Source organism: Nitrosomonas communis, assembly GCF_001007935.1.
GTDB lineage: Bacteria > Pseudomonadota > Gammaproteobacteria > Burkholderiales > Nitrosomonadaceae > Nitrosomonas > Nitrosomonas communis.
Genome location: NZ_CP011451.1, coordinates 3,835,454 through 3,853,488 on the forward strand (window position 1 = coordinate 3,835,454; position 18,035 = coordinate 3,853,488).

23 protein-coding genes are annotated in these 18,035 nt (G+C 43.7%); 6 read left to right on the plus strand and 17 right to left on the minus strand.

From position 1 onward, the window contains the following. Positions 1-94 precede the first annotated feature (94 nt). From tatC to AAW31_RS23220, 15 genes are all read right to left on the minus strand, one after another. A complete protein-coding gene (gene tatC / locus AAW31_RS17380) occupies positions 95-877 on the minus strand; it encodes a twin-arginine translocase subunit TatC (protein WP_082110512.1) in 783 nt (260 codons plus the stop codon). Between the two features lie 106 nt (positions 878-983). Continuing rightward, positions 984-1,397: a Sec-independent protein translocase protein TatB gene (gene tatB, locus AAW31_RS17385; RefSeq protein ID WP_046851208.1), complete on the minus strand. Its 414-nt coding sequence runs from the start codon at positions 1,395-1,397 to the stop codon at positions 984-986. Positions 1,398-1,522: 125 nt separating this feature from the next. After that, positions 1,523-1,756 carry a Sec-independent protein translocase subunit TatA gene (gene tatA, locus AAW31_RS17390; protein WP_046851209.1) on the minus strand — a complete coding sequence of 78 codons (234 nt, stop codon included), beginning with the start codon at positions 1,754-1,756 and terminating at the stop codon, positions 1,523-1,525. 25 nt (positions 1,757-1,781) lie between these two features. Further along, complete coding sequence (locus tag AAW31_RS17395) at positions 1,782-2,132, minus strand: histidine triad nucleotide-binding protein (RefSeq protein ID WP_046851210.1); 351 nt, start codon at positions 2,130-2,132, stop codon at positions 1,782-1,784. Further along, positions 2,133-2,462, minus strand: a complete 330-nt coding sequence (locus tag AAW31_RS17400; protein ID WP_046851211.1) for a phosphoribosyl-ATP diphosphatase — start codon at positions 2,460-2,462, stop codon at positions 2,133-2,135. Next, a complete protein-coding gene (gene hisI, locus AAW31_RS17405; RefSeq protein WP_046851212.1) occupies positions 2,459-2,848 on the minus strand; it encodes a phosphoribosyl-AMP cyclohydrolase in 390 nt (129 codons plus the stop codon). Before hisI ends, AAW31_RS17400 begins: the two co-directional genes overlap by 4 nt. Positions 2,849-2,894: 46 nt before the next feature. Next, the gene (gene hisF / locus AAW31_RS17410; protein ID WP_046851923.1) at positions 2,895-3,671 is read right to left on the minus strand and encodes an imidazole glycerol phosphate synthase subunit HisF; all 777 of its coding nucleotides are present in this window, start codon (positions 3,669-3,671) and stop codon (positions 2,895-2,897) included. Positions 3,672-3,761: 90 nt separating this feature from the next. Next, positions 3,762-4,508 (minus strand): 1-(5-phosphoribosyl)-5-[(5-phosphoribosylamino)methylideneamino]imidazole-4-carboxamide isomerase, encoded by a 747-nt coding sequence (gene hisA, locus AAW31_RS17415; protein WP_046851213.1) that lies wholly within the window; start codon positions 4,506-4,508, stop codon positions 3,762-3,764. 79 nt (positions 4,509-4,587) lie between these two features. Then, complete coding sequence (gene hisH, locus AAW31_RS17420) at positions 4,588-5,238, minus strand: imidazole glycerol phosphate synthase subunit HisH (protein ID WP_046851214.1); 651 nt, start codon at positions 5,236-5,238, stop codon at positions 4,588-4,590. A gap of 25 nt (positions 5,239-5,263) precedes the next feature. Beyond that, entirely contained in the window at positions 5,264-5,851 is a 588-nt protein-coding gene (gene hisB, locus AAW31_RS17425; protein WP_046851215.1) for an imidazoleglycerol-phosphate dehydratase HisB, read from the minus strand. 30 nt (positions 5,852-5,881) lie between these two features. Further along, positions 5,882-6,970, minus strand: a complete 1,089-nt coding sequence (hisC, locus tag AAW31_RS17430; protein ID WP_046851216.1) for a histidinol-phosphate transaminase — start codon at positions 6,968-6,970, stop codon at positions 5,882-5,884. 325 nt (positions 6,971-7,295) lie between these two features. Beyond that, positions 7,296-7,625: a hypothetical protein gene (locus tag AAW31_RS17435; protein WP_235264407.1), complete on the minus strand. Its 330-nt coding sequence runs from the start codon at positions 7,623-7,625 to the stop codon at positions 7,296-7,298. 562 nt (positions 7,626-8,187) lie between these two features. After that, the gene (locus AAW31_RS17440; protein WP_046851217.1) at positions 8,188-9,519 is read right to left on the minus strand and encodes an IS110 family RNA-guided transposase; all 1,332 of its coding nucleotides are present in this window, start codon (positions 9,517-9,519) and stop codon (positions 8,188-8,190) included. Positions 9,520-9,909: 390 nt separating this feature from the next. Beyond that, complete coding sequence (locus AAW31_RS17445) at positions 9,910-10,971, minus strand: IS5 family transposase (protein WP_046848937.1); 1,062 nt, start codon at positions 10,969-10,971, stop codon at positions 9,910-9,912. 167 nt (positions 10,972-11,138) lie between these two features. Beyond that, entirely contained in the window at positions 11,139-11,273 is a 135-nt protein-coding gene (locus AAW31_RS23220; RefSeq protein WP_258920403.1) for a hypothetical protein, read from the minus strand. Between the two features lie 156 nt (positions 11,274-11,429). On the opposite strand from AAW31_RS23220, the gene AAW31_RS19285 reads away from it, so the two are divergent. Both AAW31_RS19285 and AAW31_RS17455 read left to right on the plus strand, forming a co-directional pair. Next, a complete protein-coding gene (locus AAW31_RS19285; protein ID WP_052752343.1) occupies positions 11,430-12,635 on the plus strand; it encodes an ATP-binding protein in 1,206 nt (401 codons plus the stop codon). 445 nt (positions 12,636-13,080) lie between these two features. Then, positions 13,081-13,737 (plus strand): response regulator, encoded by a 657-nt coding sequence (locus tag AAW31_RS17455; protein ID WP_046851218.1) that lies wholly within the window; start codon positions 13,081-13,083, stop codon positions 13,735-13,737. A gap of 140 nt (positions 13,738-13,877) precedes the next feature. On the opposite strand, the gene AAW31_RS17460 is transcribed toward AAW31_RS17455, so the two are convergent. Then, positions 13,878-15,053, minus strand: coding sequence for an FAD-dependent oxidoreductase (locus AAW31_RS17460; protein WP_046851219.1), 1,176 nt, complete (start codon positions 15,051-15,053; stop codon positions 13,878-13,880). Then, entirely contained in the window at positions 15,031-15,804 is a 774-nt protein-coding gene (locus AAW31_RS17465) for a glycerophosphodiester phosphodiesterase family protein (protein WP_046851220.1), read from the minus strand. Before AAW31_RS17465 ends, AAW31_RS17460 begins: the two co-directional genes overlap by 23 nt. 147 nt (positions 15,805-15,951) lie before the next feature. Here AAW31_RS17465 and AAW31_RS17470 point away from each other — a divergent pair, with 147 nt between their 5' ends. The 4 genes from AAW31_RS17470 to AAW31_RS22365 all read left to right on the plus strand — a co-directional run bounded on the left by AAW31_RS17470 (position 15,952) and on the right by AAW31_RS22365 (position 17,877). Then, a complete protein-coding gene (locus tag AAW31_RS17470; RefSeq protein WP_046851221.1) occupies positions 15,952-16,584 on the plus strand; it encodes a hypothetical protein in 633 nt (210 codons plus the stop codon). A 114-nt stretch (positions 16,585-16,698) separates the two neighbouring features. Then, a complete protein-coding gene (locus AAW31_RS22355; protein WP_200899662.1) occupies positions 16,699-17,016 on the plus strand; it encodes a hypothetical protein in 318 nt (105 codons plus the stop codon). 171 nt (positions 17,017-17,187) lie between these two features. Then, positions 17,188-17,466, plus strand: coding sequence for a hypothetical protein (locus AAW31_RS22360; protein ID WP_200899663.1), 279 nt, complete (start codon positions 17,188-17,190; stop codon positions 17,464-17,466). A gap of 27 nt (positions 17,467-17,493) precedes the next feature. Next, entirely contained in the window at positions 17,494-17,877 is a 384-nt protein-coding gene (locus AAW31_RS22365) for a hypothetical protein (protein WP_200899664.1), read from the plus strand. Positions 17,878-18,035: the final 158 nt, after the last annotated feature.

Consider the following 18,035-nt stretch of genomic DNA (forward strand, 5'->3'; position numbering starts at 1 on the left):
GCAAACTTGTTTGTATCTACCTGGCGATGCTGATTAGGTAAAAAAGCGGGAAAAATAAAAGTAGGTAATTAGGCATAATCTAATTGCATTGGAGCTACTCGTCTTTTTTGCTCATAGCCGGATTATTTACACTATTGACCATTTGTTGATCTGACACCGGGTTCGCGGGTTTACTCGTTAAGCCAGCAAGGAATATACCTAGTTCGTAAAGTAAATAGAGCGGCACTGCCAGCATAAACTGTGAAATCACATCAGGAGGCGTAAAAATCGCACCGATCACAAAGGCGCCGACTAAAACATAAGGGCGCACCTTTTTCATCTTTGCCAACGAGATGACCTCTGTCCGAACAAGTACGATAACGAACACAGGAACTTCAAAAGTAATGCCAAAGGTTAGGAACATGGTAAGGACAAAACCGAGATATTCGCCAATATCGGTCATAACCGCCACCCCTTCAGGTGCAAAATAAACAATAAACTCAAATACCAGCGGCAATGCAACCAAATAAGCAAATGCCATCCCTATGAAAAATAATAAGCTGCTCACGATAACAAGTGGCAAAAACAGGCGCTTCTCATGGGAATACAGTCCGGGTGCGACAAAAGCCCAAATCTGATAAAGCGTATGGGGCAAGGTTATCAAGAAAGCTGTCATCAGAGCCACTTGCATGGGTATAAAAAAAGGTGTGGTGACTGCTGTGGCAATCATTTGTCCACCTAATGGAAGCTTCTCCAGCAAAGGTTGCGCCAGGATAGTATAAAGATCGCGCGCAAAGTAAGCGCAAGGTAAAAAACCGAGTACTAACACAGAAAATATACGAATCAACCTGCTACGTAATTCCACTAGATGTGAAATAAAGGTACTCTCGTCATTCATAAGCTCATGATAAATCAGACTGGGTGAATAGTGAGTGCTAAACTTGACAGTTACGCTATCAAGCAGCTCGTCAAGCTGAAATAGCCATTGAAAAGCATAATATTTTTCAGAATACGGTATTGCTTTTATTTGATTCTGAAGTCTGTTGTGAAGGCAGAGCTTGACTCTGAACAGCTATTGTCTTTTCTGTGGAAGCGCCAGTTTGCTCGATCTCAATCAGTGCTGGTTTTGTTATCTTTTCTGCAGCATTGATATCAACAGCATTCTCTATTTGATCAAATTCCTTCCTCACAGTTTGTTCGATGGAATGGGTCGTCTCCTGGACAGAATTTTTTAAACGCCTTAATTCTTCGAGTTCTATCTCGTAGCGAATATCATTCTTGACGCTATCCACATACCGTCGTGCACGTCCTAGTAAGTGCCCCATGGTACGCGCTACCCGAGGAAGTCGTTCTGGTCCGATTACAATGAGTGCTACAATCAAAATGACGAGCATTTCTGTAAAGCTGACATCAAACATGCCTCATTTCCTCCTAACCGATTACTTTGCCGAAGGAGCTATCGGGCAAAAAACTGCTAATATGTATTCTTTACTGATAGTACTCACCAATATCAATATCATAAGCCCTGTGCAACGCAATGATATCATAATTTAATTTCATTCTTCTCTTTGACACCTGCTTCGGCAGAGTGATGGGTGATCTGCGGAGACTGAGAAGAAGATGGTGTATTATCTTCATCAGCACCTTTCATACCTTCCTTAAATCCTCTGACTGCATTTCCGAGGTCACTGCCCAAATTACGCAGCTTTTTCGTACCGAAAACCAACACGACAATCGCTAACACTACCAGCCAATGCCAAATGCTAAATGTTCCCATTGTTTATCCTTTTAATAAATCTAGATTACCCATGATGAATCATCGTGGGCAAACGATCTTTCCCTGCAATGATATGAATATGAAGATGGAGCACTTCCTGACCGCCTACCCGTCCTGTATTGATAATGGTACGAAATCCATTGACACACCCTTGCTCTTTTGCCAACTGGGGAATCAGCCATAACATCTTCCCTAATAGCGGCTGATCTGCTTCGCTCACATCATACAGTGAGCTGATATGTCGCTTGGGTATCAGCAGGAAATGAACGGGTGCAGCCGGATGAATATCATGGAACGCAACAAAATCCTGATCTTCAAACACTTTATTGGCAGGAATTTCTCCTTGCACAATCTTGCAAAAAATACACTCTTCCATTTATTGACCTGTTTTACGCGATAGTTTTTCTTCAATACCCGAAATACCTTCTCGTCGTTCTAATTCGCGCAGCACATCCTCTGGTTTTAATCCGTGATGGGCCAGCAATACTAGACAATGAAACCACAAATCTGCCATTTCATAAACAACATGCGCTGTATTCTCGTCCTTTGAAGCCATGATTGTTTCTGCAGCCTCTTCGGCAATTTTTTTGAGTATCTTATCCTGACCACTGGTGAGCAGTTTTACCACATAAGAATTGGAGGAATCAGTCGTTTTACGCGCCTCGATCGTTTCTGCCAGACGATGAAGTATAGATGAATCAGTCATTGCTTATAGATCTCCGTCGGATCCTTAATAATGGGCGTTACCACTACCCACTGATCTCCTTCCAATTTATTAAAAAAACAACTCTGCCTGCCTGTGTGACAGGCAATCCCCCCTATTTGCTCGATGGCAAGTAATATCACATCCTCGTCACAATCCAGATAAATTGCTTTTACCTTTTGCACATGGCCAGACTCTTCTCCTTTGTGCCAAATTTTCTTGCGGGAACGCGACCAATAAACAGCCTCACCTGTTTCGACAGTCAATTTAACAGCCTCTCGATTCATCCACGCTACCATTAATACTTTACCGCTCTTTTCATCCTGTGCAATAACAGGTATTAACCCATCTGCAGACCAGTTTATTTTATTTAGCCAAGCATCCGACATAAAAGTTCATCTTAATAAGATATTTTAAAATGCTATTGTTTGTGTATTACAAACGTACTTCAATTCCATGCTTTGCCAAATATTGCTTGGCTTCCTGGATCGTATGCTGACCATAATGAAAAATGCTGGCCGCCAGTACTGCATCTGCATGTCCTTGTAGAACCCCCTCAACGAGGTGATCCAGACTACCTACCCCACCACTCGCAATTACCGGCAAATCGATTGCGTCTGAAATGGCGTGAGTCAGGGCCAGATCAAATCCATGGCGTGTGCCGTCTCTGTCCATACTGGTTAGTAAAATTTCACCTGCACCGAGTGTCTGCATTTTTTTAGCCCATTCAATCGCATCAAGCCCTGTTGCGTTACGACCGCCATGAGTAAATACCTCCCAACGGGGACCGGAGTGCTGATTGTTCATGACATGTTTGGCATCTATCGCGACCACGATGCACTGCGAGCCGTAATGACTTGCTGCATCTGCTACCAATTGCGGATTGAGCACCGCAGAAGTGTTGACGCTCACCTTGTCAGCGCCTGCATTTAACAGCCGACGGACATCCTCCACTTTACGTACTCCTCCACCGACAGTGAGTGGAATGAAGACCTGGGCCGCCACCTCTTCCACAATATGCAGAATCAAATCGCGATTATCAGAACTGGCGGTAATATCCAGAAAAACAAGCTCATCAGCACCCTGCTCATCATAGCGGCGCGCTATTTCCACAGGATCACCTGCGTCCCGGAGTGAAATAAAATTAACTCCCTTGACAACACGTCCATTATTGACATCAAGACACGGAATAATTCGTTTGGCAAGACCCATGAATCCGGAGACCTTTATAATATCGAATAAGAAGAGGAAGGAAATATGTGAATAGGCCTGAATTCCATTCACGACATCATGTTATTTTTATCAAACCATTGCACTTAGTTCATCAGCCAGTAGTTGTGCCTTTTTAAAATCCAGTGTACCCTCATAGATAGCACGCCCAGTAATCGCACCCATGATGCCTTCTGACTCAATTTCACAAAGTGTTTTAATATCATCCAGATTGGTAATGCCACCACTGGCGACTACCGGAACAGTCAGTTTCCGCGCCAATGCTATTGTTGCCTCGATATTGATACCAGCCAGCATGCCGTCACGACCGATGTCAGTATAAATAATCGCCTCAACCCCATAATCTTCAAACTTTTTCGCCAGATCGACAACATCATGGCCAGTCACTTTGGACCAGCCATCCACTGCCACCTTACCCTCCTTAGCGTCAAGACCTACCATAATCTGACCAGGGAAAGCATAGCACGCATCATGCAAAAACCCGGGTATTTTTACCGCAGCTGTTCCAATAATGATATAACTAATACCATTATCCAGATAACGCTCGATGGTTTCCAGATCACGAATTCCCCCACCGAGCTGGATCGGAATGCTTCCATCAATTGCCTTAACAATAGCACGAATAACTGATTCATTCTTTGGCTTGCCAGCAAAGGCACCATTTAAATCAACTAAATGTAATCGACGTGCGCCTTGTTCCAACCAATGCCGAGCCATATCCTCAGGGTTTTCAGAGAATACGGTTGCGTCATCCATGACTCCTTGTTTAAGACGTACGCATTGCCCATCTTTAATATCTATTGCAGGAATAATCAACATATGTTGTCTGGATAAATAATTAAGAATAAAAATAGCGGACTGAAAAAACCATAAGTAATATAAATTAGATTAGATGGTACTAACGATTTGAATGCGGCTCCCACTTGGTAAAATTACTTAATAACGTCAAACCTGCCAACTGACTCTTTTCCGGATGAAATTGAACAGCAAAAATATTGTCCTTAGCGATGGCACAGGTAAATGGAGTTGGATAAAGCGTATAAGCAGCTGTTATTTCCGAGTTCACTGGTTCTACATAATAGCTATGCACAAAATAAAAGCGCGCATCATTGGAAATACCATTCCACAATGCGTGCTGGATGGTTTGATGCACCTGATTCCAGCCCATGTGAGGAATTTTGAGCTTATTTTTATCAGAATCTATCATTGCATCATGCGAGAAATGACGCACTTTGCCAGGTAAGATCCCTAAGCCTTTTACATTTCCTTCTTCACTTTCATCAAATAACATTTGCAAACCCAGGCAGATGCCAAGAAAAGGTTTATTCCTGGCTGCTTCCAGCACAGCATCCTTTAATCCATGACCCGTTAGTTCACGCATGCAATTAGGCATCGCCCCTTGACCCGGAACAACAATGCGTGACGCTTTTTGCACAACGGATGGGTCACTGGTTACGACAATGGAAGCGGTGGGCGCAACATGCTCGAGCGCTTTAGATACCGAACGTAAATTACCCATTCCGTAATCAACAATGGCGATATCAGTCATACTTGATGTGAAAAAATGAAGAAGTTTACAAAGAACCTTTTGTGGAAGGAATCAAATCGATAGCACGCGGATCGACTTCTAATGCCATGCGCAAAGCGCGCCCAAATGCCTTAAAAATAGTTTCTGCCTGATGGTGAGCATTATTACCTGAGAGGTTATCGATGTGCAAGGTGATCATGGCATGATTGACTAGACCCTGAAAAAACTCGTGTACCAGATCTACATCAAATTCACCAATACGCGCACGAACAAATTCAACGTGGAATGCCATGCCAGGACGGCCCGATAGATCAATGACTACTCTTGACAATGCCTCATCGAGCGGCACATAAGCATGTCCGTAGCGACGTATGCCTTTTTTGTTCCCGAACGCTTGGGCTAATGCCTGTCCCAAGGTGATACCAATGTCTTCCACTGTATGATGAGCATCGATATGTAAATCACCTTTCGCTTTTATTGTTAAATCAATCATGCCATGACGTGCGATCTGATCAAGCATATGATCAAGGAAAGGTACGCCGGTATCCAGTGTCGCTTGACCGCTGCCATCCAGATGGATTTCGACAGTAATTTGAGTTTCCAGCGTATTACGTGTAACTTGGGCTTGACGCATAGAGAAATTCTGGTTCGTGGTTATTGACGATCAGGCTAATTGCAGTGGTTTCTCGAGTATGTGGCGGAGTGTTTTGCAGAATAGTGTATTTTCATCAGAAGCACCTACTGTGACACGCAGGCAATTTTTTAACAATGGATGTGACCCATCAAGATTCTTGATTAATATCCTATGTTGCTGAAGTTCCTGAAAAATCCGACTAGCCTCATTGAGACGAAATAAAACAAAATTTGCATCGGATGGAAAAACTTCCACCCCCTTCATCGTTGCCAGACGAGCTCTTAAGATAGCCCGTTCAGCTTTGATGGCTGCAGCCTGCTCCAATAATATATCATAATGCTGAAGTATTCTCTCCACTACCAATTGTGTCATGATTCCGACATTATAGGGCAAACGCAGTTTTTCCAATTGCGCCAGCCATTCAGGCCGCCCAACCAGCAATCCCAATCTTAATCCAGCCAATCCTAATTTTGAGAGGGTACGCATCAGCAATAAATTGGGATATTGAGTGAGCATATCCATAAAAGTTGCATCGGCAAATGCCTGATAGGCTTCATCGACTACGACAATGCCGGGAGTAGCCTCAATAATACGACAGATTGCCTGGGGATCAAATAAATTACCACTGGGATTATTCGGATAAGCCAGAAAAATAACTGCAGGCTGGTGTTGGGAAATTGCAGCAAGCATGGCCTCCAGGTCAATAGAAAAATCAGCGGCTAATGGCACTCCCACATAATTCATACCACAAAAAGTAGCAATAATACGAAACATGGCAAATCCCGGATCAACACCCATCAGCACCGCTCCTGGTCTAGCCGTAGCAAGTGCAATCACCTGAATGATCTCGTCTGATCCATTTCCCAGCATAATCGCCATTTCAGAAGGAATGGCCAGCGTATCTCTTAATATCGCTTTAAGTGGTGCGGCACTAGGATCAGGATAACGATTAATATGAGCCTCTTCTGCTAATTGAGAAATTTCTTCACGCAAAATCAAGGGCAAAGTATACGGATTCTCCATTGCATCCAACTTTATCATACCCTCTGCAGAAGGAATATGATAAGCAGAAAGCGCAAGAATTTCTGGGCGGATGATACTTTCGAGTAAATTGGACATGCTATTTGATCAAGAATAACAGGAAGCTCAAGCTTATAAGGCAAGAAGTGAAGTCATGTAAAGCATTTAATCGCAGAAAATTAAATTGGAGTATCGATATTGACTAACATGTTATATCAATCAAATTACCAATCTCAATGGATAGATCATCATTTAGTATTCCATTTTTTATTAGATACTCATTTTACTCATTTTATTTTATAGCTAGCCAAAAAGGATCTTGAGCTTTAATGTACAAAGTTTAACACACACGATCAGAAACCAAAGTATTAAAAAAGCTTGTATAAATTTGAATTATCCAATGATATAAATCTATCAGTTCTTCTTATAATGACTCATTATCCTTTTTCTCTTGCCATGTGAGATATAAAAAAACACCCACAATGACTGCAACAGGAAAAATGACATAATAGCCAAGCGCATAAATTGCCACCTCTGCCTCCTCCCCTGCTGGCAAGGGACTGCTGATAATTTTATAGCCATGGAATACCGCCACAAAAAATACAACTACCAGTCCTGCAATTCGCCGATTCAGTAATCGCCGATCTGCTATCAGATTCAGTCCATGAGTAGCAAAATATCCTAGAAAATAGATGACCGTATAAAAAATTAATGCGCCCACTGAAGTCAATAAATCTATGAGTTTATCGTACAAATCAAATAATTGGTCAAATCAATCGCTTCCTAATCTCTTTTAATCGCGATGATACCTAAACAGTCGATCATCAATCAACTTGTATTCCTCAATTGAATAAGCTCAAACACCTGATTCGGTTAACGTCTTGCCTCGCATTTTAATCAAAATCAAAAATTTTTGTCATAACAGAAGTCAATTCTGCATATAAATAAAATATTTACTTAAGGGTACCTCTAAAAATTCAGAGTTCTAAACAAGACAAGGCGACAACAAAAAATGTTGGCGCAGCCTATCACTGATAGGTAAGGAAATATTTTTTGTCAACTGCGAGGTACTGTGGCGAAGCGGAGTAAGCAGGCAAACCGTGAAGCAGATGCTCGCAAATATGAAGTTTTAAAGGTGCCCTTAATATATTTCATCAATTCTAAATAGTCATGAATAGTTACCACACTCGTCTGTCACAATCCCATCTTCAAGGCTCTTCAATTTCAATTTAGATTTGAAGTGCTATGATCATGCAAAAAACTTAAGGGCACCTCTTTCAAGAAACAAATGTAACACAATGGTTTTACAGCAAATATTAAGTAGCCTCAGGAACAGGGGTAAGATTAAACCCCAGCTTCCGAGCGCGAACAGTCAGATGATGCAACACGCGTTGACGATATCGCTCCTCATAGTACTCCTGCCCTTTATCGACGTACTCGGTTCCTTTCGTTAGCATCGTGTAGATCAAGCGCGCCAGTTTGTGTGCTGTCGCTGTGATTGCCTTTGCCTTGTCGAGTCTGCCACATAATCTTCTGTAATAGGCACCCAGTGCAGACTGGCTGGATTTCAATGAAACTGCCGCCATGCGCAGTGCCTGAGCCGCACGGTTCGCTGTGCGCTTGCTTGCCCCCGATAGCACTTTTCCGCCCGATATCTTTGTTCCAGGACACAACCCAAGCCACGAGGCAAACTGCTTCGCACTCTTGAACCTGCTCATGTCAGCGCCCACTTCACTCAGGACTTTCATCGCAGTCGTCACTTCGATGCCGTCAATTCGCGTCAAATCAACCCCACACATGCCAATCAGATGGGCACGCAAATCAAATTTGGGAGCGTTCTTGACATTGGAGCGGCGCTTCTTCTGGCAGATCTCTACCTTGTGCACCTGAAGTGCCGCCAGCATGGTTTCAAGCTGCCGGTCACATTCGGTGAGTCGTTCGCTGTAGGCGTCATAGAGTGACATCGCTTGCTTGAGTGCAAACAGGTGTTCTTCCCGCCAATTCCCGACTAACGATTTCTCAATCTCGTCTTTGCCAGCCCGGATGCGATTGCTCTTGAGATTCGCCAGGATGTGCCCATCTCTCTCACCAGTAATGATGGCACGAACGATCTTTTGACCGGTTTCGCCCACAATATCCGAAATCACGTTCGCCAATTGTATGTTCATTTGCGCCAGAGCCTTTTGCATATGTTGCACATGTCGCGCCTGATAACGGATCAGCATATCGCGTTGACGAGATATGGCTCGTAGTGCACATATCTCATCTTTCGGACGGAATGCGCCAGACATCAACCCAAAGCTCATCAGTTGCTGTAACCATTGGCAGTCCAGTACATCCGACTTCCGGCCAGAAACATTTCTAACGTGCCGCGCATTTACTAGATACACAGTCAGCCCGCGCGACTCCAAAAGTTCATACAGTGGAATCCAGTATACCCCCGTCGATTCCATTGCCACAGTGTCAATTTCACAGGCCTCTAACCAGTCCGCTAAACCATTCAGGTCTGCGGTGAAACTCTTGAATTCCCTTACCGGCTTGTTATCTCGATCCGGCGGTACCGCCACAAAATGGCTCGCAGAGCCAATATCAATCCCCGCTGCATTCGGATGGATTAACTCCAATTTACTTTGCTTGAACTTTGCCATGACATCCTCCATTATCTCTATTGGAATGTCGCGCTGGTTCAGGTACGTCGTTGTACTCACTCTTTCAAACGGGATGTCCGTTGCCACGGACTCACCAATGTCGCCGACGTGACCCATGACCACGCTAAAAAACGGGCGGATTAGCACCAGTGATGGGTCGGTCTTCTCCAGCGCGACATTCCAACTTTATTCCTCAAGCTCTGACGCCGCTTGTTTCTTCTGCGCGCCTTGCCGCCTCTAGCGGATTACTACGCTAAAAATACCTAAAAAAAGCAAATCAATTCAACCAGGAGGGCAATTTCACTTGATTCTCAAAGTTTTTCTGTCCAATAATTAAATTTTTCTAAATTCAAGGTGATTCGGGTTGTTATCTTCTCGTTTTTGCTCCCTTTAAGCCATTTCGGGCGCACTAACCCTATCGAAACTGAAATACCCTTTTCGAATCAGCGTCGCTACACGCTTGATGTTATAGACGAGGTTGAGTAAGCCTATTTGTACTTTTGCTCTCCCATAACCTATGGTACGAATCGTGATTCCGCCCAGTTCATTCGTCATCGAACCAAACACATGCTCGACTCGTGCACGCACCCGTGATTTCTCTTTGTTACTGGATTTTTGTGCTTGCGTGAGGGGATGATTGCGAGCGCCTTTTTCGTGAATCTGACTCGTGTATTTTGAGGTGACCAGACTTTCTTCCTGTGCATTGCTGCGGTATGCTGAGTCCGCATAAATATCTGCGCCTCCCACTTCAGGGGATTGCAGCACTTCTTCCAAAACCTGACTGTCATGAATTTGCGCTGAAGTAACTTCCCATGTGGTTATCAGCTTGGTATCGCGATCCATATTGACGTGATCTTTGTAACCATAAAACGATTCGCTGTTCTTCTTCGTCCAACGCGCATCAATGTCTTTTTGCGCCAGTTTGTGGGGATTCTGTCCCCATTCAATCGGAACGGCATCTTCTTTAATCATCTTGTTTTCTTCACGTGTATTGCGTTGTTTAGGCACACTCACAAAGGTCGCATCAATGATCTGACCTGACTTCAGTTCTACCTCCAACTCTCGTAAACATTCATCGAATCTTGCAAACAGACGATCCATCAGATGGTTCTCTTTCAACTCTTCCCGGAACGACCACATGGTCTTTGCGTCAGGCACTACCCCTGCCAGACCAAGTCCCAAAAACCGCATGAAACTCAACCGGTCCCGGACTTGATACTCCAGCCGATCATCTGACAGATTATTCATTCTTTGTAATACCAGCATTTTGAATAGCATCACCCGATCAAAGGGTTTGCGGCCTGCTTCACTTTTCCGGGGCTTCGTCGTTGTCTCTGCAAGAAGATCAGCGAATAGATTCCAATCGATTATGCGATTCAGCTCTTCAAGCGGATCATTTAACTTACTTAGCTGAGCATATCGATTGTCAAGGTCAAAAAAACCGAGTTGCATGGTGAGGACTCATATCGGGGAGCATAATCTCATTATTATACATTTGAAACAACGTGTTATCCTGGACAAATCAAGAAAATACTACTTTCTCCTAACGCGCCTCATTTTATAGCTTGAATTTTTAGAGGTGCCCTTAAATAAATTAGCATCAGCTATTAGAACAAAAATTACCAACAAAATTTCCAACTGAATAGAATATCGATAACCACGAATAGCAGTGATTCCATTTTCCCATCAAAACTGGCTTTGTCGGCTTCACCTTGCCGTTTATTCATATAGTCTGCGGCTCGCCTTCGTGTCATTTTTGATGGGGAAATGGAATAATACCGGATGAGGTTGAAATTACATTGAAATTACCTTGTCTAATTGAGTAAGAAAGAAATTAGATCACTACTGGACTATAGAACAAAACAAAGCTACCCATTTAATCCCTATGCTATTGTCGGAAGGGGAATAATATGAATAAAAATCAGGATCCCATTGAAACAAATGCCAGCGAAATTTACAGCAAGATAGATTTTGCCACCGAACTGCAAATACATCGGCTGGAATTAGAAAAGCAAAACAGCAAGCTTAATGATGCACAACAGCTAAAAGAAACACCTGACCGTTATGCCGCTTTCTATGATAATGTCCCAGTAGGCTACCTCATATTGGATAAAGCCGGTAACATCCTCGCAATCAATCTAACCGGATCTACCCTGCTCGGTAAGGAACGGGCATCCCTTCTGAATGAATCTTTCTCAACCTACATTGTTCAAGATGACAACGATAGGTTCCTTAAGCATTTGCAACAAACTTTCAATTCCTCCACTAATGCTGTCACTGAGTTGAGGATCAAAGGCCCGCTCGGTAAAGTAACTCAAATACGATTAGAAAGTCTGGTCATAGAAGATGCCGGGATTTGTCGCACGGTCATGACCAATATTAACCCTATCAAAGAAACAGTTGACTACAATCAAGAGTTATTGCACGGACACCGTCGACTGATGCAGAATCTATTCAAAATACAGGAAGAGGAACGACGACTTCTTGCGCGCGAACTGCATGATGAACTGGGGCAGTGGCTTACAGCTATACACGCGGAAACAGAAACGATTGCCTATTTCTCGGAAAAAGATTCAACTATCCACATCAGCGCTCAAGCTATTAAAGAATGCATAAAAAGAATGCATGACGCAATGCACGATATGCTGAGTCAGTTGCGCCCTATTCTACTGGACACCCTAGGACTGGAAGATGCCTTACTTGAACTAAAAAAACAGTGGATTTCCCACAATCCTCACATTACGCTTGAACTGGTGTTCGAAGGCAAATTTGATAAACTCAGCGAGCTCATTAATATCACCATATTTCGCATTGTCCAGGAAGCGCTCAATAATGTGCGCAATCATGCTCAAGCTAGCCAGGTGCGCGTATGCTTGCATCGCAAAACGGGTGCCACCGCCACAGAGGATACTTTGTCACTAAGCGTGGAAGACAATGGCAAGGGCTATGATGCTGATCAAATACCTCATGGATTAGGAGTATTGGGAATGCGTGAACGAGCAATCGCAGCAGGTGGCAAGTTCTTTGTGCGCAGCATCCCAGACCATGGCACACAGATCCACGCAAAGTTTCCACTTGATTCCTCAAATAGAAGGAGAAAAACGGATGTACTTTAGTGATGCATTGCGTTGATCAAATTGATCCCAGTCAATGATTACTTTGCCGATCCCCTGTAGCATGCTCCCTCCAGCTCGTCTCTTGCTATCAGCTTGCAACATTTACAATGTTATTTATTTCATTTCCCAATCAAATATAACGCGAAAGCGAGCCGTAGGCAGTATCAATAATACGGCAAGGTGAAGCCGACAACGTCAGTTTTGATTGGCAAATGGATTAAGACTTCTCGAAACGTAAAGATTAAAATAAAAATATGTGCTCCTCTAAAAATTCAGAGGTCTAAACATGACGAGACGGGGTAAGCAGGCAATCCGCAAAGAGGAATTTTTAGAGGTGTGGCCATATATGACTATAAAATAAAGTGGACTAACCTCACCAAACTACCGTAGATAGAGTATAAAATTCACGTTAGCTTCCACTGAAAACAGTAGAGGGGCTCGAATTGTGAGAGAGAAACCAATTACAGTTTTATTAATTGATGACCATCCAGTAGTACGCAATGGCTATCGCCGTCTGCTCGAAAGTACGGCAGATATTCATGTAGTAGCCGATGCCGATAGTGGAGAAACCGGCTGTACGCTTCATCAAGAGTATAAACCCGATGTGACCATTATTGATCTGAATCTAGACAGTCAAGGAATAGATGGGTTAGAAACTATTCACCGTATCAAGACAAAAAATCCAGTTGCAAATATTCTGGTATTCAGCATGTATAGCAATGAAATTATGGTCCAACGCGCGCTAAATATGGGAGCAACCGGCTACATCACTAAGCAAAGTAGCCTCGAACAATTATTAGAAGCGGTTCGCAAGGTAAGTCAGGGACGCGTCTATATTGACCAAGAATTGGCTTCTAATTTGCTGACTGACAAATGGAGCGGCAAACCTTCTGAAAATCCACTGGATGTGCTTTCTAAGCGTGAATTTCAGTTATTTAAACTGATAGCGGAGGGAAATTCAGTAGCGCAAATTGCAGAAATGATTTCTATCAGTCCCAAAACGGTTGGCGTCCATCAGGCAAGCATTATGAAGAAATTAAAATTAAAAAATAGCTCTCAACTTGTTCGTCTCGCTATCAACTGTCATGTCATTCAACCATAACGTTATCCATTTCCATTGTTCCTATTCCATTTCTAAATCAAAAATGACGCAAAGGTGAGCTGCAGACAGTATCAATCATACGGCAAGATGAAGCCAACAACGTCGGTTTCAGTTTAGAAATGGAATGCCTCGATGTTCTCTTACGGCAGCTCAAGCATTAATTTAGAAATATCCGCTTTGGGTATGCGATCAGGCAGAGTCGGCATAATCGTATGCAACACTTTTTGTGCAGTGGCCCGACACACTGTCAGCTTACCACCATAGATGCTGACGACATGTGGCTTCTGAGAAGAATCACACTGTAAATGAATTTCTCGCGAGCGATGAAATGGAGCGCCATGGCTTGCTGGCAGAACGCGCAGGCCAGAAAATTTTTCTCTGACAACCGGATTTTTTTCTGGAAAATAATGATGAAAACAATCCAATAAGTAAGTCTCTTCTGTAGCTAATGGAGACGATGCTTCAGGATCGCCATTAAATAGAGTTTCGGTCGTCCCTAGCAGAATATGCTGATACCATGGCAGCACAAAGATAGCTCTTTGATCTGCAGGAGACTCCAGATAATAACATCCCTTGTTTAGCCTCCCCTCCAGTACCAGATGGGTTCCTTGCACCAAATCAATTGGATAGGCCGGTGGTTGAGGGTCAATCCGATGCAGCACCTGGTCAACCCAGGGGCCGGCAGCATTCACCAGCACCGTTGCACTGCAGTGATTGATTCTGCCCCCTTGCTGATACTCAATTTCACACATTGAAGAAGAAAGAGTGACATGAATAAATTCAGCAGGACACTGCAATTCCGCACCCAATGATTGCGCAGAATGCATCAGCGCTTGTGTTAAAAGCCGATCATCAGTCTGTGCATCCCAATATTGAAAAACATGCTTTAATCCCTTCGTTGTCAGACCGTCTAGTTGCTGCCATTGCGATTGGGAAACGGAACGGAAATGCGCTGAGCCACTTCCCGCAGCCAGCAAAGCATACAAACTGAGACCTGCGCGTATGACCAATGTACTGCGAGAGGTTTGCCGATAAATCGGGATATAAAATGGACTCAATCTGACCAAGGAAGGTGCTAATCTCAGCCAGTCAGTTCTCTCTCGTAAGCTTTCATAGACGAGGGCAAAATGGCCATTTTCCAGATAGCGTAGACCGCCGTGAATCAATTTACTAGAGCGGCTGGAAGTAGCGGCAGCCAATGCGGTTTTTTCCAACAACATAACAGTGTAGCCACGTGCTGCTGCAGCCTGTGCCACTGCTGCGCCCTGAATCCCGCCGCCAACGATAACGATATCATAGTGATGGGTGACAGGCATTTCTCTTTAGTATGGGATGTTGTAACAATGTGCCGATGGTATCGGTTTCAATGAGAGGGATTCCCTCATCAGCATACTTAAGTACGGAGCGGCTATGATTGATCGTATAGACAGCCCATTGCCAAGGTCCTTGCCATCTTTTCTCGATTCTATGTGGCAGACGTTTAGCATTACAAAACAGAAATTCTGGTGTCAGTTGCTTAGCGATAGTGGCATGGCCTTGATCCCATTTAGGGATGACCCAGCCAATCCGCTCAGCGCCTTGCTTTCTTGCAAACGCTACTGCTTGTGAATCAAATGAAATCAAGACACATTGCTTGGTGTAAGGATAAATAACTTCAAGAATGATATCGATTGTTGCCGTCAAACCAAATTTAGCAAGACTTTCCGCTTTTATTTCGACAAATGCGGTAACCTTCGGTCTCTCCTGTAAGAGCTGGCAGAAAGTGTTTAAATCAGACAACGGTTCCGTCTCTGGTGGGCTCGTAAGATTAAAACCCGGATAAGGCACTGAAAGTGTATTAATCACTTCATCGTCAAGCTGGGTTAGCCAGTGATCACTCCCTGTCAAGCGTCTGAGGTGGTCATCATGACATAAGTAAGGAGTTCCGCGCGCGCTTAACTGGATATCGATCTCGACAAAACATGCTCCAGCCAGCATCGCAGCCTTTAACCCAGCAAGACTATTCTCAGGATAGCGCGCAGGATAACCGCGATGAGCGATGAGATAAGGAATATTTTGTTCAGCCATAGACTAGGTTTCCCTGCAAATATAATGTAAATCAGAGTCTACTCTGGATTTTAAATCATAGCGATCAATCAAAATTTGACTGCGAAAATAGATGATAAAATCCCTAAAATAATAATATTGGAAGTTTTGAACTCGCCCGGAAAAATAATGCGTAAATTTGCTATCAGTTTTAATCTGCTCCTTCCTGTCCTATTGGCAGCGCTACTTTTCATACCCTATACCTTAAATTTTCTTGCGCACGCTATGGTTGGAGAAAAACAATTTCCTCCTATCATCATGATGAAATTACCCGTTGAAAGTACGGCTGTTACATTACCTGCAGAAGTGGCGCAATTCACACCTTTTGATATTACGCTTCAACTGGATAGTGATGCGTTAGCGAAGCGTATCAATGACATAATAGCCAAGTTCCCTCAGGGTGTCGCCATGCAGGGTATTAGCGGCAAGGTACTTTCTCACATGCAAGCTGAAATTGCCGGGAATGGGTTTCACATTGACAATCCAGGGCCGCAAGCGCAGCTTATTTCCACTCAGGGTGGAACGCTTTGGTCCTGGAAAATCATCCCTTTATCACCGAGCCGCCAAACACTCGCACTCCGACTTCATATCACAGCCATCGACCAAGGTCAGGAAAGTCAACAAATTGTTGATCTCGCTGAGATACAAACTTTTGTACAAAAAAATCCAACTGAATGGATCAAGCGATATGGAATCTGGTTCCTGGCAGCAGGTTTGTTAATAGTAGTCAGCTGGCGAATAATACGCCGGTCTAAAAGTTAGAGAATATATAATATACAAACACTACGGCCAGCGTCAGCCTCTTCCAATATGAAATGAGTCTGAAGGGGGTGCGTATTTCCAGCGAGAAATGAGTCTGAGCAAGTAGTTTCCGAATTGGTCATTATGCGAGGCATGGTGATCGATATGGATGAAGCAAAGCTACAAACGGTGGCACAGATTAAGCTGTTTCTGGAGGGGACGCATGATATTGCACTCAAGATTCCTAAAGCGGAACAATATAGGTTTATCGAGAAGGTATTGAAGCGGTTTGGTTATACTCGACTGTCTCGGTGCGACAAAGGCGTAATGTTACGCTATCTCAAACGTATGACAGACCTGTCACGGCAGCAGGTAACACGATTAGTTGAGCGGTACGGTAAATCAGGTCGAGTAGTTAAAAAGTACAGTGCCACCAAGAAGCTGATGGAATGAGCCTACCTGATTTTCAATGACACGCGTTTCGAACGGCTGGCGAATATCTCGGTCTCTCATCTTTACAATTTACGTGCTGGCCGGGCTTATCAGGCCAAACGGCGGCATGAGACAAAAATCCGCCCAACTGCTGTACCTATTGGGCAGCGCCGCGCTCCCCAGCCTGATGGCGTGCCTGGTTATATTCGTATAGACAGCGTCCATCAAGGGGATCAGGATGGTATGACAGGAGTTTATCATATCAACGCAGTCGACTGCGTGGCCCAATTTCAACTTGTCGCCACTTGCGAGAGGATTAGTAAGGCATATCTGCTGCCAGTTATCCAGCAGCTACTTAATCAGTTCCCGTTCACCATGCTGGGTTTTTACGCTGATAATGGCTCAGAATACATCAACTACCAAGTTGCCAGGTTACTGGAAAAGCTGCGCATCGAATTCACCAGGTCATGACCACGACATTCCAACAATAATGCTTTGGTGGAAGCCAAAAACGGTGCCGTTGTGCGTAAACATCTGGGCTATACCCCTATTCCGCAACGATTTGCTAAAAAAGTCAACGCATTCTTCACTGATTTTCTTAACCCCCATGTCAATTTCCACCGTTCCTGCTTCTTTCCTGAAACCGTCACTGACGCAAAGGATCAAGAGCGGAAAAAGTATCGTTACGGACACATGATGAAACCTTTCGAAAAGCTGAAATCATTGCAAGATGCAATCCTGCATCTAAAACCAGGGATAACACTTGAACAATTGGATGCAGCCGCATCAAGAATGAGTGACAATGAGGCTACCGCAGCACTCAATAGGGCGCGACAGACATTATTCCAATTCATTGCTGATGCATTCAAGCCATCTGCTTAATGATGCAATGGTAAAATACAAATAAAACATTTTTTTAACCAGACCAAAACAGAATCAAGTTCGAATACTCAAATTCAACAGCCTTCTTTCAGACTCATTTCTGTATTGGAAAATACTGCATCCTTAAATGCGATCTGGTCTAATTTATTTAATATATT

Coding starts and splice junctions, on each gene's coding strand:
- AAW31_RS17445 (WP_046848937.1), bottom strand. CDS start 10,971: ATGCAACTCGGTTTTTTTGACCTTGACAATCGATATGCTCAGCTAAGT.
- hisB (WP_046851215.1), bottom strand. CDS start 5,851: ATGCGTCAAGCCCAAGTTACACGTAATACGCTGGAAACTCAAATTACT.
- tatB (WP_046851208.1), bottom strand. CDS start 1,397: ATGTTTGATGTCAGCTTTACAGAAATGCTCGTCATTTTGATTGTAGCA.
- AAW31_RS19285 (WP_052752343.1), top strand. CDS start 11,430: ATGAATAAAAATCAGGATCCCATTGAAACAAATGCCAGCGAAATTTAC.
- hisF (WP_046851923.1), bottom strand. CDS start 3,671: ATGGGTCTTGCCAAACGAATTATTCCGTGTCTTGATGTCAATAATGGA.
- hisA (WP_046851213.1), bottom strand. CDS start 4,508: ATGTTGATTATTCCTGCAATAGATATTAAAGATGGGCAATGCGTACGT.
- hisC (WP_046851216.1), bottom strand. CDS start 6,970: ATGTCCAATTTACTCGAAAGTATCATCCGCCCAGAAATTCTTGCGCTT.
- tatC (WP_082110512.1), bottom strand. CDS start 877: ATGAATGACGAGAGTACCTTTATTTCACATCTAGTGGAATTACGTAGC.
- AAW31_RS17395 (WP_046851210.1), bottom strand. CDS start 2,132: ATGGAAGAGTGTATTTTTTGCAAGATTGTGCAAGGAGAAATTCCTGCC.
- AAW31_RS17470 (WP_046851221.1), top strand. CDS start 15,952: ATGCGTAAATTTGCTATCAGTTTTAATCTGCTCCTTCCTGTCCTATTG.
- AAW31_RS17460 (WP_046851219.1), bottom strand. CDS start 15,053: ATGCCTGTCACCCATCACTATGATATCGTTATCGTTGGCGGCGGGATT.
- AAW31_RS23220 (WP_258920403.1), bottom strand. CDS start 11,273: ATGACACGAAGGCGAGCCGCAGACTATATGAATAAACGGCAAGGTGAA.
- AAW31_RS17440 (WP_046851217.1), bottom strand. CDS start 9,519: ATGGCAAAGTTCAAGCAAAGTAAATTGGAGTTAATCCATCCGAATGCA.
- tatA (WP_046851209.1), bottom strand. CDS start 1,756: ATGGGAACATTTAGCATTTGGCATTGGCTGGTAGTGTTAGCGATTGTC.
- AAW31_RS17465 (WP_046851220.1), bottom strand. CDS start 15,804: ATGGCTGAACAAAATATTCCTTATCTCATCGCTCATCGCGGTTATCCT.
- AAW31_RS17400 (WP_046851211.1), bottom strand. CDS start 2,462: ATGACTGATTCATCTATACTTCATCGTCTGGCAGAAACGATCGAGGCG.
- hisI (WP_046851212.1), bottom strand. CDS start 2,848: ATGTCGGATGCTTGGCTAAATAAAATAAACTGGTCTGCAGATGGGTTA.
- hisH (WP_046851214.1), bottom strand. CDS start 5,238: ATGACTGATATCGCCATTGTTGATTACGGAATGGGTAATTTACGTTCG.